This is a genomic window from Sulfitobacter noctilucae (genome assembly GCF_000622365.1).
Classification (GTDB): domain Bacteria; phylum Pseudomonadota; class Alphaproteobacteria; order Rhodobacterales; family Rhodobacteraceae; genus Sulfitobacter; species Sulfitobacter noctilucae.
This window is the reverse complement of the sequence record NZ_JASC01000003.1, coordinates 58,959-71,873: the sequence shown is the minus strand read 5'-3', so window position 1 is coordinate 71,873 and position 12,915 is coordinate 58,959. Positions and strand designations below refer to the sequence as shown.

At 56.0% G+C, this 12,915-nt stretch carries 12 protein-coding genes; 3 read left to right on the top strand and 9 right to left on the bottom strand.

Features of this window, described 5'->3' with window-relative positions:
* Positions 1 to 25 precede the first annotated feature (25 nt).
* A complete protein-coding gene (locus Z945_RS19270; RefSeq protein WP_025050576.1) occupies positions 26 to 904 on the bottom strand; it encodes an alpha/beta hydrolase in 879 nt (292 codons plus the stop codon).
* A 134-nt stretch (positions 905 to 1,038) separates the two neighbouring features.
* Between Z945_RS19270 and Z945_RS0102680 the strand changes: the two genes are divergently transcribed.
* Complete coding sequence (locus Z945_RS0102680) at positions 1,039 to 2,199, top strand: sensor histidine kinase (RefSeq protein ID WP_025050575.1); 1,161 nt, start codon at positions 1,039 to 1,041, stop codon at positions 2,197 to 2,199.
* Positions 2,196 to 2,618 (top strand): response regulator, encoded by a 423-nt coding sequence (locus tag Z945_RS0102675; RefSeq protein ID WP_025050574.1) that lies wholly within the window; start codon positions 2,196 to 2,198, stop codon positions 2,616 to 2,618. Before Z945_RS0102680 ends, Z945_RS0102675 begins: the two co-directional genes overlap by 4 nt.
* 340 nt (positions 2,619 to 2,958) lie before the next feature.
* Here the strand turns inward: Z945_RS0102675 and Z945_RS0102670 are convergent, their stop codons facing one another.
* The 4 genes from Z945_RS0102670 to Z945_RS0102655 form a co-directional block, all read right to left on the bottom strand.
* The gene (locus Z945_RS0102670) at positions 2,959 to 3,852 is read right to left on the bottom strand and encodes an ABC transporter permease (RefSeq protein WP_025050573.1); all 894 of its coding nucleotides are present in this window, start codon (positions 3,850 to 3,852) and stop codon (positions 2,959 to 2,961) included.
* A 3-nt stretch (positions 3,853 to 3,855) separates the two neighbouring features.
* Positions 3,856 to 5,373, bottom strand: a complete 1,518-nt coding sequence (locus tag Z945_RS0102665; protein WP_025050572.1) for an ABC transporter permease — start codon at positions 5,371 to 5,373, stop codon at positions 3,856 to 3,858.
* A 125-nt stretch (positions 5,374 to 5,498) separates the two neighbouring features.
* Positions 5,499 to 6,611 carry an extracellular solute-binding protein gene (locus Z945_RS0102660; protein WP_025050571.1) on the bottom strand — a complete coding sequence of 371 codons (1,113 nt, stop codon included), beginning with the start codon at positions 6,609 to 6,611 and terminating at the stop codon, positions 5,499 to 5,501.
* A 92-nt stretch (positions 6,612 to 6,703) separates the two neighbouring features.
* The gene (locus Z945_RS0102655) at positions 6,704 to 7,798 is read right to left on the bottom strand and encodes an ABC transporter ATP-binding protein (protein ID WP_025050570.1); all 1,095 of its coding nucleotides are present in this window, start codon (positions 7,796 to 7,798) and stop codon (positions 6,704 to 6,706) included.
* A gap of 365 nt (positions 7,799 to 8,163) precedes the next feature.
* Here Z945_RS0102655 and Z945_RS19955 point away from each other — a divergent pair, with 365 nt between their 5' ends.
* Positions 8,164 to 8,784, top strand: a complete 621-nt coding sequence (locus Z945_RS19955; RefSeq protein WP_025050569.1) for a helix-turn-helix transcriptional regulator — start codon at positions 8,164 to 8,166, stop codon at positions 8,782 to 8,784.
* A 13-nt stretch (positions 8,785 to 8,797) separates the two neighbouring features.
* On the opposite strand, the gene Z945_RS0102645 is transcribed toward Z945_RS19955, so the two are convergent.
* Genes Z945_RS0102645 through Z945_RS0102630 form a run of 4 tightly spaced genes read right to left on the bottom strand, consistent with a single transcriptional unit; the run spans position 8,798 to position 12,913 of the window.
* Positions 8,798 to 10,579, bottom strand: coding sequence for a TadG family pilus assembly protein (locus Z945_RS0102645; protein WP_025050568.1), 1,782 nt, complete (start codon positions 10,577 to 10,579; stop codon positions 8,798 to 8,800).
* Positions 10,569 to 11,003, bottom strand: coding sequence for a TadE/TadG family type IV pilus assembly protein (locus tag Z945_RS0102640; protein ID WP_025050567.1), 435 nt, complete (start codon positions 11,001 to 11,003; stop codon positions 10,569 to 10,571). Before Z945_RS0102640 ends, Z945_RS0102645 begins: the two co-directional genes overlap by 11 nt.
* A 4-nt stretch (positions 11,004 to 11,007) precedes the next feature.
* Positions 11,008 to 11,958 (bottom strand): type II secretion system F family protein, encoded by a 951-nt coding sequence (locus Z945_RS0102635; RefSeq protein WP_025050566.1) that lies wholly within the window; start codon positions 11,956 to 11,958, stop codon positions 11,008 to 11,010.
* A 1-nt stretch (position 11,959) separates the two neighbouring features.
* A complete protein-coding gene (locus Z945_RS0102630; protein ID WP_025050565.1) occupies positions 11,960 to 12,913 on the bottom strand; it encodes a type II secretion system F family protein in 954 nt (317 codons plus the stop codon).
* Positions 12,914 to 12,915: the final 2 nt, after the last annotated feature.

Here is a 12,915-nt window from a genome sequence, read left to right as displayed (position 1 = left end):
TGCGCAGCCACACGGTTGAAATCAATCAATCATTTGGCGGCACAACCATAGATTTAATGCGATGAACAAGCGCCGATTGGGGATCAGCGAGCGGCATCAAAACATCAAAGTGATCGCGGCCTGTTGCAACGCTATGTGTCAGACGCGGCAAATAAGCGGCCCAAGTCTCGATCAGTACTTGCGATTGCAAACGGAACGCTTCGGGTTCATCCGCGCCTACCTCTATATGCACCGGGATTGAAGCCGCGGGTGCAAATCGGACTGGCGACAGCGCCTCGACTTCCTCTGCCGTGATCTGCGCCAAATCATTGACATAAGAGCGCGCGATCGGGGCAAGTTCGAACACCCCGCTGATAACGACCGCTCCGGCCAGATGACGATGTGCGCCAAGACCAAGCACATCGGCCAGCACTGCAGCAGCCAGATGCCCGCCCGCCGAATGCCCTGCCAAAATGATGCGGGCCTTGTCGATGCCCAAAGCGGCCGCGTGCGTGTGCAGATACGACAGCGCATCATGTACCTCTTGCACGATATCAGTGAGCCGCGCTTCAGGGGTTAATGTGTAGCCGACCGAAACATAGGACCACCCCATCTGCAGGAAGTTAGCCGCAGCAAAGCCGGAAACAGAAGTGTCCCCTTCCTGCCAGAACCCGCCATGCAAAAAGACAAAACAAGGTGCCGCGCCGCCACCGTGCGGCGCAAACACATCCAGCTTTTGACGTGCTGCAGCGCCGTAGGGAGCATCCTTCTGCACAAGGATCGCCGCGTCCTGCAGGGCGAGACTGGTCTGATCGACCATCCAGTTCAGCACGCCGATGGCATCCTTGGCCGACTTGCTGGGCGACAGCTGGAAATCCAGTTCTTCTTTCGCCAAAGCCAAGCTGTTTCGCAGTTTCTCATCCATAGGTCGCGTCCTCGATAACCGTGTATTCAGCATGTTAATGGGTTTTCTAAACAATCTGAACGCAGACCGTGTCGCATTCACTTTGCGTTAATAGGATCTGCCTAGATGTGAATAAATCTGTAGGGAAAACCGCGATGCCGAACAATATTCACATGTTGCAAGAAGTAGCCCAGGCCGGAATATACGCTTGGGATGCGGCGCCCTTCCTGCAAAAGGTCACTGATATTCTGCCCAACATTGTCTACGTCTATAACCATCAAACCCAGTCGAACGAATATTCGAACCATTCCATTGGCGCTGCCCTTGGCTATTCCACTGGTGAAGTTCAGGCAATGGGTGCTGATATGATGCCAATGCTCTGTCATCCCGATGACCTTGAAAGGGTTTTTGCGCATTTCGGCCATTTGCAAAGCCTCCACGATGGTGAGGTGCTGCAACTGGAATACCGAGTTAAGCATAAGCAGGGCAGTTGGGTCTGGCTTTTGTCCAACGATGCGGTGTTCGAGCGTGATCGAAGAGGGCAAGTCATCCGCCATATCGGTGTCGCTACAGACATCACCTTGCAGAAGACCGCAGAAGAAAGCGCACGGTTTGAGCATCAGCGTGCGGTTACCATCAACAAAGAGCTGCGTGCCTTTTCCTATTCAATGTCCCACGACATGAAAACACCATCAAACACACTGAACCTCCTGCTGAGCGAGCTGACCGCGTCGCATGGACCGTCCCTGGATGAAGATGCGATGGAACTGCTGAGGATGGCGCATATCACGCTGGGTCAAATGGGTGATCTGGTGGATAGCCTGCTTAAGTATACGCAGGTCGTCGATGATGACGTTGTCCCCGAACCTGTGGCGCTTGGTGACATTGTGCACAGTATCCTCGACACGAACGCGGATCGCATTCGCGCAAGTGCCGCACGTATTGCCGTGTCTGACATGCCGACGGTTCTTGGGGATAGAGCCCAGTTGCATACGCTATTGAACCAGCTGATCGACAACGCGCTGAAGTTTTACCGTACTGGCTCCGCACCCGATGTGTCGATTTCCGCTGTTCCAGAGCCGGACACCAACAGGATTGCGCTCACTATCAGGGACCACGGCATCGGCATTGAACCCAACAAACACGAAGAGATATTTACCATATTCAAGCGCTTGAACATGGAGACTGAATACTCCGGCCGGGGATTGGGGTTGGCCATATGCCAACGAATTGCGGCGAACCATGACAGTCATATTGCCGTAGCCTCCGGACCTGCGCAGGGAACATCCTTTACAATAAGGTTAACGCAAGTATGAAAGACACCAAAAGCGAACACTTTCCCCTTCAGACTCTGATGCTGATCGACGACAGCAGTTTCGATCAGATGATCTATAAACGCATCGCACAAAAATCCGGCCTAGTGCGCAATTTATTACAATATGTCGACGCGACAGAGGCGCTGGCCTATCTCTCCGATCCGGAAACGCCCAATCCCGATCTGATCCTTCTTGATATAAACATGCCGAAAATGGACGGCTTCGAGTTTTTGGAAGAGGCGACCAAGCGCTTTGGCGTCAACCTTTGTCCGATCGTCGTAATGCTGACAACGTCGCTCTATCCCAAGGATGAGCAACGCGCGAGAAGTTACAAGATCGTGCATGACTTCCTCAACAAGCCGCTGACGCAAGAGCAACTGATAGAGCTTGCTGCGCTTGTCGCGGAGAAAGCTGACTAAACCTGTGCCGGTCATGACGCAATTAGTCTAGGCCGATGAGACCGCATGCTAGCAGGAAAGAATGAGATGCCTCTTTCCGTTGCTAGGTTTGGACCAATCTGTTGTCGACTATCGGACAGACATATCGTGGTCGAGCAGTGATGCACACTGGCCTGCTGCGCTTTGACATCGCTGTCCCGCAGCTGAGAAGACGGTGCTTGTTGTGCCTCCAAGCTTGGCCAGGCGCGCCGGTGTGGCGTAAGTGCTTTTGAAAGATGAACCTGAACGAATGGGCTTGGGCAGCTGCAAAGCCCTAGGTGCGGCTTGGGACGGGTTTGTCCCCCGCCACATTTCACGCGCTTTAGCTCGGCGTGATACCCCGCAAACGTTCAGAACGACGCCGCAACAACTCAACAACGAAAAGCAGCACGACAGAGACAGCGATCAATATCGTCGCCACCGCCAGAATGGTAGGGCTGATCTGTTCGCGCAAACCGGTAAACATCTGCCAAGGCAGCGTTTTTTGCCCTGCGGAACCAACAAACAAAACCACGACAACTTCATCGAACGATGTGATGAAGGCGAACAAGCCGCCCGAGACCACACCAGGCAGGATCAATGGCATCTGCACTTTGAAGAAGGTCGTTACCGGCCCGGCCCCCATGTTCGCCGCTGCACGCGTCAAGGATCGGTCAAAGCCGACAAGCGTCGCCGTCACGGTGATGATCACAAAAGGAATGCCCAGCGCCGCGTGCGCAAGCACCACACCAATGTACGTCCCGGTCAGGGTAAACGGCAGTTCGATTTTGCCAAAAGGCGTCGGGATATAGGGGTTGGAATAGAAAAAATACATCCCCGTAGCCGAGATAATCAGCGGTACGATCATCGGTGAAATCAGAATGGCCATGATCCCCCGGCGGAACGGCACATGACTTTGGCTCAGCCCGATAGCCGCCAATGTGCCCAGCGAAACCGAAATCAACGTCGCAACCGGCGCGATTTTAAGGGAGTTTCTGAGCGCGAGTTGCCAATCCGAATTGGAGAAAAAGTCTTCGTAATGCTTGGTCGAGTAGCCTTCGGGATCGAAAGCCAGCATTTCGGGGGTGAATGTAAAGAAATCCTGCGCATTGAAGCTGAGCGGGATGATGACCAGAATGGGTGCGATCAGGAAGAAAAAGATCAACCCGCAGATTACGCGGAAACCGTAGTACCAGATCCGTTGCCCGGTGGTTGCATATATTGGCACGCCTGACATGGATTAGCCCCCCAGTTTCACGTTATCGATGCCGACGATCTTGTCGTACACCCAATAGAGCAGCATCACGACCACCAGCAGGATTGTCCCAAGCGCCGCCGCGAGCCCCCAGTTCAGCGAGCTGGAAATGTGGTAGGCGATCCGGTTGGAGATGAAGACCCCCTTGGTGCCGCCCACCAGTTCCGGCGTGATGTAATAGCCAATGGCGAGAATGAAGACGAGGATACACCCCGCCCCGATGCCCGGCACCGACTGCGGGAAATAGACACGCCAGAAGGCGGTCCAGTTGGTTGCCCCCAGCGATTTGGCCGCGCGCAGATAGCTGGGCGGGATCGTCTTCATCACCGAATAAAGCGGCAGGATCATAAAGGGCAGCAAGATATGCGTCATCGCAATGATCGTACCCGTCTGGTTGTTGATCATCTGCAGTCGGTCATTGTCGGCTACTAGGCCGATCCAAACGAGGATGTCATTGATCACCCCCTCTTGCTGCAACAGAACTTTCCAGGCCGAAGTACGGACCAGTAGTGAAGTCCAGAAGGGCAAAAGGACGAGTATCATCAACATGTTAGCTGTGCGATCCGTCAGGTTGGCCAGAAGCCACGCAATCGGATACCCCAGCAAGACGCACATGCCCATAATCGACATCGACATGATCATCGTACGGATGAAAAGCGTGATGTAGATTTGTTCATTCTCGGGGCGGGCCTCGATCCCGTCAGCACCTTTTGTCAGGTCGACGGAGTTCAGGAAATAGCCGCTGGTGTAATCCGGCGAATAGCGTTTGATCGTCAGCCAGACATCCGGATCCAGCCAATCTTCGTCTATGTCTTCGAATTGCGCCTGCAGAGATACAGGTTCAACGCCGGACAGATCGACAGAGATCGGCAAATCCGCCCCCGCCTGCGCATCTGCATAGAGAGCAGTATAAACGAAATCCCATGGCTCTTCTTCTACAGGCAGTTCGTCTTCGACGGAGACGAGCATCTTTGCCCAGCCATCATAAGCATCTGCCGTGCGCGGCAGTTCAGCCCGAATTTCATCATCCGCCATCCATTCTGCCCATTGCGCCGGATCGGCATAAGCGGGGTCAGCTTCCTGAAAAGCATCGGTGTAGCGGTCGGTATCAAAACGCCCGACGGCGCGGCCTGATTTGCGAAACAGGGATGAAATACCTGTCATTTCATAGTTCAGGCGGCTGCCCAGACGGGTGTGCGACTTGTATTCAGCGGCCAGTACAAGGTCGGTATACATCGCCTCGAACACCGGATCATCGGGCAGTTGTGCGGCGGTTGCGTCCCAATCCTGCAATGCCAGCGTTGTACGCGGCAAGGTCTCGCTCACGATCTGGTTCTCGACAGAGCGGAACAGCATGTCGAAAATCGGCATCACAAATGACACCATGATAAAGAGTAACAGAGGCGCGATCAGCATCAGCGCACGCAGCTTCTGGCGGCGCAGTGCGCGGTTCAAAGATGCCTTGAGCGGGCGGCCATCGGCGGCCAGCATGTCTTCTGCCATGGAGATGTCCCCTGTTGGGTTCTGGTCCGCCGATTGGATCGGCGTTGTTTTGTCGTATCGTCTGTAAGTTTTCCGGAACGGAAGGTCAGGGCGCAGCCGATGCTGCGCCCTGACAAATCAATAGCTTACTGTGACAACCATGCCTGGAATTTTGCATCCAGATCATCGCGGTAATCTGCCCACCACAGGTAGTTGTTGTAGAAGGTGTTGGTCGCATTTGCCGGGTCCGTTGGCATATGCTCGGCCATTGGAATACCCAGTGTCGCGTGATCACCGACCAGCGGCGCGGAAGACGCACGGGCGGGACCGTAGGAGATGTACTTGGCCTGATCGGCAAGGCGCTGCGTGTCTGTCGCGAACTCGAGGTAGTCCATTACGCGGGCCATACGCTCGTCGGACAGGCCAGTCGGGATCACCCAACCGTCCAGATCGAACATCTGCCAATCCCACGCCATACCAACAGGCTGGTCCTGTTCTGCAATCACGCTGAACAAACGACCATTATATGTGGAACCCATGAAGATCTCGCCATCGGCCAGCAGCTGTGGTGTTTCCGCTCCGGCAGTCCACCAGATGGTCTGGTCCTTGATGGTGTCGAGCTTGGCGAATGCCTTTGCCTGACCCTCTTCGGTCTCAAGCGTGTCGTAGACATCTTCGTAGGCAACGCCGTCACAGAGCAGCGCCCATTCCATGTTCGCAATCGGGTTGCGGTTCAGAGCGCGCTTGCCTGGATATGTTTCCAGATCGAACACGTCACATGCGCCCTTTGGCGGTTCAACGCCCTCTGGCACCATGTCTGTGCGATAGCCGAAGGTGGTCGAAAAGACGATCTGCGGGATAAAGCAGTCGGAGATCAGCGAGTCGCCGAAATCATCGGATGCAGAGGTTCCATCTGGCGCAGCTGCCAGCACTTCATCGGCGTCGATCTCGACCGCGAGACCTTCGTCACACAGGCGGATCGCATCTGCGGCTTCTACATCGACCAGATCCCAGGTAACATTACCCGCTTCGTTCATTGCACGCAGCTTGGCCACGGCTTCGGACGAGGATTCATCGTTGATGATGCTGATGCCCGTCTTTTCCATATAGGGGTCGTGATAAGCATTCTGCTGTGACGAAGAATAGGCCCCGCCCCAGCTGACGATGGTCATTTCGCCCGCCATGTGACCGTCGGCATTGGCCATTGCGGCCGTCAGCGTCAGGCATGTTGTGGCCATCAGTGTGATAGTCGTTTTCATTGGTATCTCCCGTTTATTATTACCCGGTTAGTTCTTTCAAGACCGCAGCCCGGGCGGCCGCACTCTCTAACTCGTGTCGAACGCAGCGCCGCTTAGGCGTCCAGCGCGCGACAGTCTCGAGGCATCCACCCGATTTCAACGATCTCACCCGGTTTGAGGCGTGTCTGGTCGGGGGAATTACGCGTTTTGATGATGAAATTATCAATGCCCGCAACCCGAAGCCGCGTGCGGAAAATATCACCCATATAGATGAACTCCAGCACCTCGGCCTTGAGCATATGGGCGTCAGCTTCCAAACGGTCGCGCCCGATCTCTACCCGCTCAGGGCGGATCGACACCTTGGTACGCTCGCCGACTTTGCTGACGTTCACAGGTACAGCGTCGATGATCTCGCCACTGTCGAGCTTGACCACGCAGGTCTCGCCTTTGATTTCTTGAACGACACCTTCCAAGGTGTTGTTTTCGCCAATAAATTGCGCGACAAAACTGTTCTCTGGCAGCTCATAAAGCTCGTCCGGCGGGGCGAGTTGCTGAATGCGGCCATCGTCGAAAACGGCGACCCTATCGGACATCGTCAAGGCTTCTGTCTGGTCGTGTGTAACGTAGACGGTGGTGATGCCCAGCTCGTGCGCCAGATTGGTAATCTCGAATTGCAACGTCTCGCGCAGCTGTTTGTCCAAGGCGCCCAAGGGCTCGTCCATCAGGACCAGTTCGGGTTCGAACACCAAGGCCCGCGCTAGCGCAATCCGCTGTTGCTGACCACCTGACAATTGCGCAGGCCGCCGGCCCGCAAAATCGCCCATTTGAACCATATCCAGCGCGCGCTTTATCTTCTCTTCACGCTCGGATTTGCCGATCTTGCGCACTTCCAGAGGAAAAGAGAGGTTTTCAGCAACCGACATGTGCGGAAACAACGCGTAGTTCTGAAAAACCATGCCGATGCCACGCTTGTGGGGCGGAATATTGTTGATAGATACCCCATCCAACAGAATGTCGCCGTGGGTCGCTGTTTCAAACCCGGCAAGCATCATGAGGCAGGTTGTTTTGCCGGACCCCGAAGGCCCAAGCATTGTCAGAAATTCGCCTTTCGGCATGGACAGGTTAAGATCTTTGACCACGAGCGTTTCGCCGTCATAGCTCTTTTGGACACGATCAAAGGCAACAAAAGCCCCGTCGGTTGAAGTCATCAAGTTTTTCCCCGTTGTTACCCCACGCTGCCTTGAGGCAGGAGCGGTTTATTTATTGGAATCTATCTTGGACGTCCCTCCAAGATTCTACAACGCGAAATTTCCAGAGGGCGTACTGGCCTCTAATATCTTGAGGATAATGGCGAAATTTGCCTAATTTATCGGCGCACCGGTGAGAACAAAAATCGAACGATCAAGACCGATTGGCTGTGTTCACTGACAGCGACACCAAGGCCGAACACACGCATAAAACGTTAGAAATAAACGCCTTTCCCGCCAGGGTTACCCTGCCTCATTCAACTTAATTTTGCCATATTGTTTAAAGAAAATGTGCGAACCAAACCAACAAATGAGAGAGAGTGAAAATGACACGTTATTTGATACTGGGCATCGGAACGATTTCAGTTATCGCGGCGATGAAAACACTACTGATTGCACGTTTCGTGATGAACCCAGTACAGGTCGACCTCGCGGGTATCGTCGCCTTGTTTACCTTGTTTTTTGTGCTGACCACCGGTGTGGCCTACCTCTCCTTCATCGGGTTGCGGTCCTACACTACCGGGCAACGCAAGATGCGCCTTGCCCCCGGCGCACAGGAACCTATCGCAAAAGAGACTGTCATCGCGCGTCATGCGCCCGTTTGGGGCTTGTCGCAGGCAGAAGCGGATGTCGCGATTTTTGTTGCGAAAGGGTTCTCCAACAGCGAAGTCGCGGAAATGCGTGGCTGTGCGATTGCCACTGTGAAATCGCAGTTGGGCAGCATTTATAACAAATCCGGCCTCGAATCCCGTTATCAGCTGATTGCTTTTGTCACCGACGAAGTCTGCGCGATGGCAAAGGAAACCGGTGCTTCGGTTGAGGACGCCGCCGCTCCGACTCCGATCCTGACCCGTTCGATTCTTCCTTTGGTCGGACGTTCCGCGCGTCGCGCGCCGAATGCTGCGGCGGCTGCCCATTCTGCGCATCTGGTCCGCGCTTCCCATTAAGCTGATCCTTGCTTTACCGGACAAGCTGCACCCGTTCGCAGTGATGTCCGGTCAAGGTCAGCTCACCTTCTCCCAATCGCAGACCGGCTGCATTCAGCGTGCCGTTCAGCACTGAATCCAATGGACCAGCAACCGATGCCAGCAAACGTTCAGGCAGGATTGCCAGCACATTCGCGATCAACGGCCCTACCACTTCACCAAGCAGACCCTGCTGACCGGGCTTGACCCGCAGCTCTGTATTCTGGGGTGAAAGCAGGCTTTGCACCCCTGTGCTAAGCAGGTCACCCGATGCGAAGTGCCGTGTCATGCGACCATTCGCAATGTCATCGCGGGTGTAGTCCACGGTTTGCTCTTGTGACTGCCCCAACGCCACATGCGAACGCGCCTGTAAGGTAAGTCCGTCAATTTCGATATTGACCAAGAGCAAGTTGACCCGGATCGAAAGGTTCAGAAAGTCAGCAAAATCCAGCGTGGACGGGTCAATCGCCCCACCTGCCATTTGATTGCCCGGCAATTCACCCAGATAAAGCGCTGCTACAGAAGTGCCGTTCAGCGGGTGCAGCGGTGTTGGCCCTGTCCGAAAGCGCGCGACCACGTCGGCAGGGTCTGTTCCAGCACAGGTCATCTGCTCGAGCGTGGCCGTGGCACCTGCAGCTTCGAGATAGATTGGCAGATGCAGGGCCGTGGCTGTCACACCCAGACCCAGATCACCTAAAAGACTGACAGAAAGCTCTGTGTTGGAATGCAGGCGTACCGCAGCGCGATGCAACTGCACGCCTTCTTCACCGAGTGCGATCCAGCCTGACTGCGCCGGAGGCTCTCCTACGGAAAGTTGCACAGAGGTGTCCAGAACGCCGGGCACTTGAACAGCAAGACCAAGGTTCAGACCATGATTGACAGGATTGGCACCCAAGAGCGAGCGCAAGACATCCACGGGCGAGATTTCAATTTCGGAGGCGAATTCGGCCGCTGTCAGGCCCAGATCGACGTCGATCCCGCCAACGAGTGACGCAACCGGCACGGAGGTGTCCGGCGCAGCAGAAACGATTGGTCCCAGGATCCCGGCAGCACCGGAGGGAAGAACGCTTTGCAAGGCGGTCAGAACATCAGCTGCTGTCGTCTCGGCCTCAAGGATCGCCGCCGGATTGCGTGATCCGATCCCGGTCAGATTGTCCAGCGCCACGAGAAGATCGCCCATGTCAAACTCTGCATCAGCAAGCACATCAACATCGCCGGCGCTTAGCGACACGGAAGTGCCAAAGCTGCCGGACAATGCCTCGCTCAGGTTCGCGGCGTCCAACCGTGCGATATGGCTGCCAAGCGAGAAACTTACGGCGCCTGTCCGGATCGCAAGCGACCGGCGGGTGAGGCCGACGTCAGTCTCATCACTGAAAATTTTGGCGAAGTGCAGCGGTGCACGTTCGCCCAACGTGACGGCAACCGCATTGATGCCTGGCGTCCCTGCGGACAAGGGCAGGAAACGGTCTTGTGGCGGGATTTCGGGATTGCGCAAGAAGCGGCCCAGTTGAAGCCTATTCAATTCGGGCTTTTCCCCGCCATTGCGTGCCATTGCCTTGCTTGCCCGCGCCGTTGCGTCATCCGGGGCGGCAACGGCGCTCATCGCGGTCAGGTCACCCACCGCCTGAAGCCGCGCACGATCCCGATAAAGCGAGGCCACATCAACGCCCAGCGCGGTAAAGCCCAAGAGCACGACCAGCAGCAGCGCCACGATGACGGCAACAGCACCGGATTCGTCACGGTGGAACTGGCGTAGGAAAACTGCATCAATATTCAAGGAATGCACTCCCTTTGATGTTCGCCAGATCCAACCCCAGGAATCCGTTCGCCAGATCAAGAATGGATCCATCGAGGTCATAGGTCACCTGAACTGTGATGTTCGAGGGATGCCCCGGTGCAATCGTGACCTGTGGGGTAATGGCGGTCTGCGCCAGTAAAGGGTAGCGGCTGCTTCCTTCTGCAAGATAGCTTTCCGCAAAATCTTGCCGTTCTTCTGCGTCCAGCCCTGACACAGAAGCGCGGGCGGCACCTGTGGCCAATTGGCTGACCGAATGGCTGAGCCCCATGAAATAGGCGATCACGATGATGCCAAAGAGCAGCGCAAACAGGATTGGGCCGATCAACACAAATTCTACGGCCACCGCGCCGGACTGGTCGCGGCGAAACCGGCGTAGATTGTGACGGGAAGTGGAAAGGTGCATCGGATCAGCCTCCGCTCAGGATATTGTCGAAGACGCTCAGCGCAGCCGGGCCCACAAGCACAACAAAAACCGCAGGCATGATGCAAAAGATCAGCGGCAAGGTCATCAAGACAGGCAGACGTGCGGCCTTTTCCTCGATCCACATCAACCGGTTGCTGCGCTGTTCGGCGATCAGGGTGCGCATGGCGCTTGAAAATGGCGTACCGTAGGTGTCGGATTGATCCAGCGTTTGGGTGAAAACGCCAATCTCTGGCAACGGAATACGAGCATTCAGCTTGGCATAAGCCGCGCGACGATCATTGGTCAAACGCATCTCGGACACCATTTGCAAAACTTCCAGCGCCAAGGCGGGGTGCGTGAGCGTCAGTTCTGACGCCACCCGGTGCAAAGCAGGTTGCGGGCCAAGTCCCGCCTCGGACGAGATCACTAAAAGCTCAAGCATATCAGGAAAGCCACGACGGATCTGGTCAAGCCGTTTGCTGCGCATATGGTCAAGGACAAAGTCGACACCCTTGGACAGGCCCAATGCTGTGGCGATCACCGCAGCCCCCGGTAAGACCATCTCGATCCCGATAGGGTAGCTAAGCAACAACCAGATCAGCCCCGCGATCACAGCGATCAAGGGAAGGATCGTCTTGAGGAATGCATAGATGAGCAACGCATCCCGGCTTCGAAAGCCGGCCGATGCCAGATCCGCAGCGGTTTCACGCGCCTCGCCCCCCAACACCACAGCCAGCCGCTCACCAATCTGCGCTACAGCATGGCGTAAACCGGCCAGAAACTTGCGCTGGTCTTGCTTGCCCTTCTGGCTGCGCCGCGTTTGGGCCGTGCCGTTCGCGCGGCTCAGGCGCGCTTGGGTCAAGCTGCGCTGACGCTCCATTTCGAATAGGGCAACACAACCCGTCATCGCCGCGACCAACCCTAAAAAGGCCATCCAGAAGATATCGGGCGCCATGCTAAACATCTAGTTTACCCATCCGTGCCATGATGAAGACGCCCATCGACACGCTTGTGACTGCCACCAGAGACATCACCTGCCCCCGCGCATCGGCATAGAGCGGTTCAAGATAGCCAAGGTTCAGGAAGGCAATCAGCAGGCAGACGGCAAAAGGCAGGGAAGCCAGAATTGCTGCACTTGCCCGCGCCTCGGACGACAGCGCACGCGCCTTTTTGCGCAGCTTGCGACGCTCGCGCAGCTGCATGGCAAGGTTTTCCATTGTCTCGATCAGATTGCCGCCGGTTTCCGCCTGAAGCGCGGTTGCAACAGAGAAGAAACAGACCTCTGGCGTGGGGACGCGCTGCGCCAAACGGTCGAGGCTGTCAGGCAATGCAGTTCCCATGCAGATGGCGTCATGGCAGCGGGTGAATTCGTGCGCCAGTGGCCCTTTGGAGCTTTTTACAACGATCGACAGCGAGTCCGACACTGGTCGGCCCGCTCGCAACCCCCGCGCAAAGATATCAAGCGCCTCTGGCAACCCTTCGGTGAATGTCAGGCGATACCGCGCTTGTGCCGATTTGAGTATCATCGTCACAATGCCCCAAGGCAGCAGCAAGGCGAGCACCAGAGCCGTCACAGGATGCATCCCGAGACCCAACACGCCACCGGCGAAAATTGTCAGCACACCCAACCCGGCCTGCACCAAAAGCGCGCGGGCGCCCAAGGTCAGGCTGGTCTGTGCCAATTGGTCATCAAGCCGCGCAAGCACCCGGCCCATAAAGCTCAACTCGGCATAGGAGACCCTTTTCTGCACCTTTCCCGGTTTTTCCGCCGCGGCCGTTGTACGACCCTGCGCCCGCTGCAACCGCGCCATATGATAGCGACGCTGACGGTCTGCGAGGATCAAGCCAAAGAGGATTAGGCCGATGTTCAGCGCAAGACCGAGCCCCCAAATCATGATGGTCATGGACATGG

Bases quoted from the DNA above. Each gene is read 5' to 3' on its own strand.
- Z945_RS0102675 (WP_025050574.1), top strand. From the start codon at position 2,196: ATGAAAGACACCAAAAGCGAACACTTTCCCCTTCAGACTCTGATGCTG.
- Z945_RS0102630 (WP_025050565.1), bottom strand. From the start codon at position 12,913: ATGTCCATGACCATCATGATTTGGGGGCTCGGTCTTGCGCTGAACATC.
- Z945_RS19270 (WP_025050576.1), bottom strand. From the start codon at position 904: ATGGATGAGAAACTGCGAAACAGCTTGGCTTTGGCGAAAGAAGAACTG.
- Z945_RS0102670 (WP_025050573.1), bottom strand. From the start codon at position 3,852: ATGTCAGGCGTGCCAATATATGCAACCACCGGGCAACGGATCTGGTAC.
- Z945_RS19955 (WP_025050569.1), top strand. From the start codon at position 8,164: ATGACACGTTATTTGATACTGGGCATCGGAACGATTTCAGTTATCGCG.
- Z945_RS0102680 (WP_025050575.1), top strand. From the start codon at position 1,039: ATGCCGAACAATATTCACATGTTGCAAGAAGTAGCCCAGGCCGGAATA.
- Z945_RS0102655 (WP_025050570.1), bottom strand. From the start codon at position 7,798: ATGACTTCAACCGACGGGGCTTTTGTTGCCTTTGATCGTGTCCAAAAG.
- Z945_RS0102665 (WP_025050572.1), bottom strand. From the start codon at position 5,373: ATGGCAGAAGACATGCTGGCCGCCGATGGCCGCCCGCTCAAGGCATCT.
- Z945_RS0102660 (WP_025050571.1), bottom strand. From the start codon at position 6,611: ATGAAAACGACTATCACACTGATGGCCACAACATGCCTGACGCTGACG.
- Z945_RS0102640 (WP_025050567.1), bottom strand. From the start codon at position 11,003: ATGCACCTTTCCACTTCCCGTCACAATCTACGCCGGTTTCGCCGCGAC.
- Z945_RS0102635 (WP_025050566.1), bottom strand. From the start codon at position 11,958: ATGGCGCCCGATATCTTCTGGATGGCCTTTTTAGGGTTGGTCGCGGCG.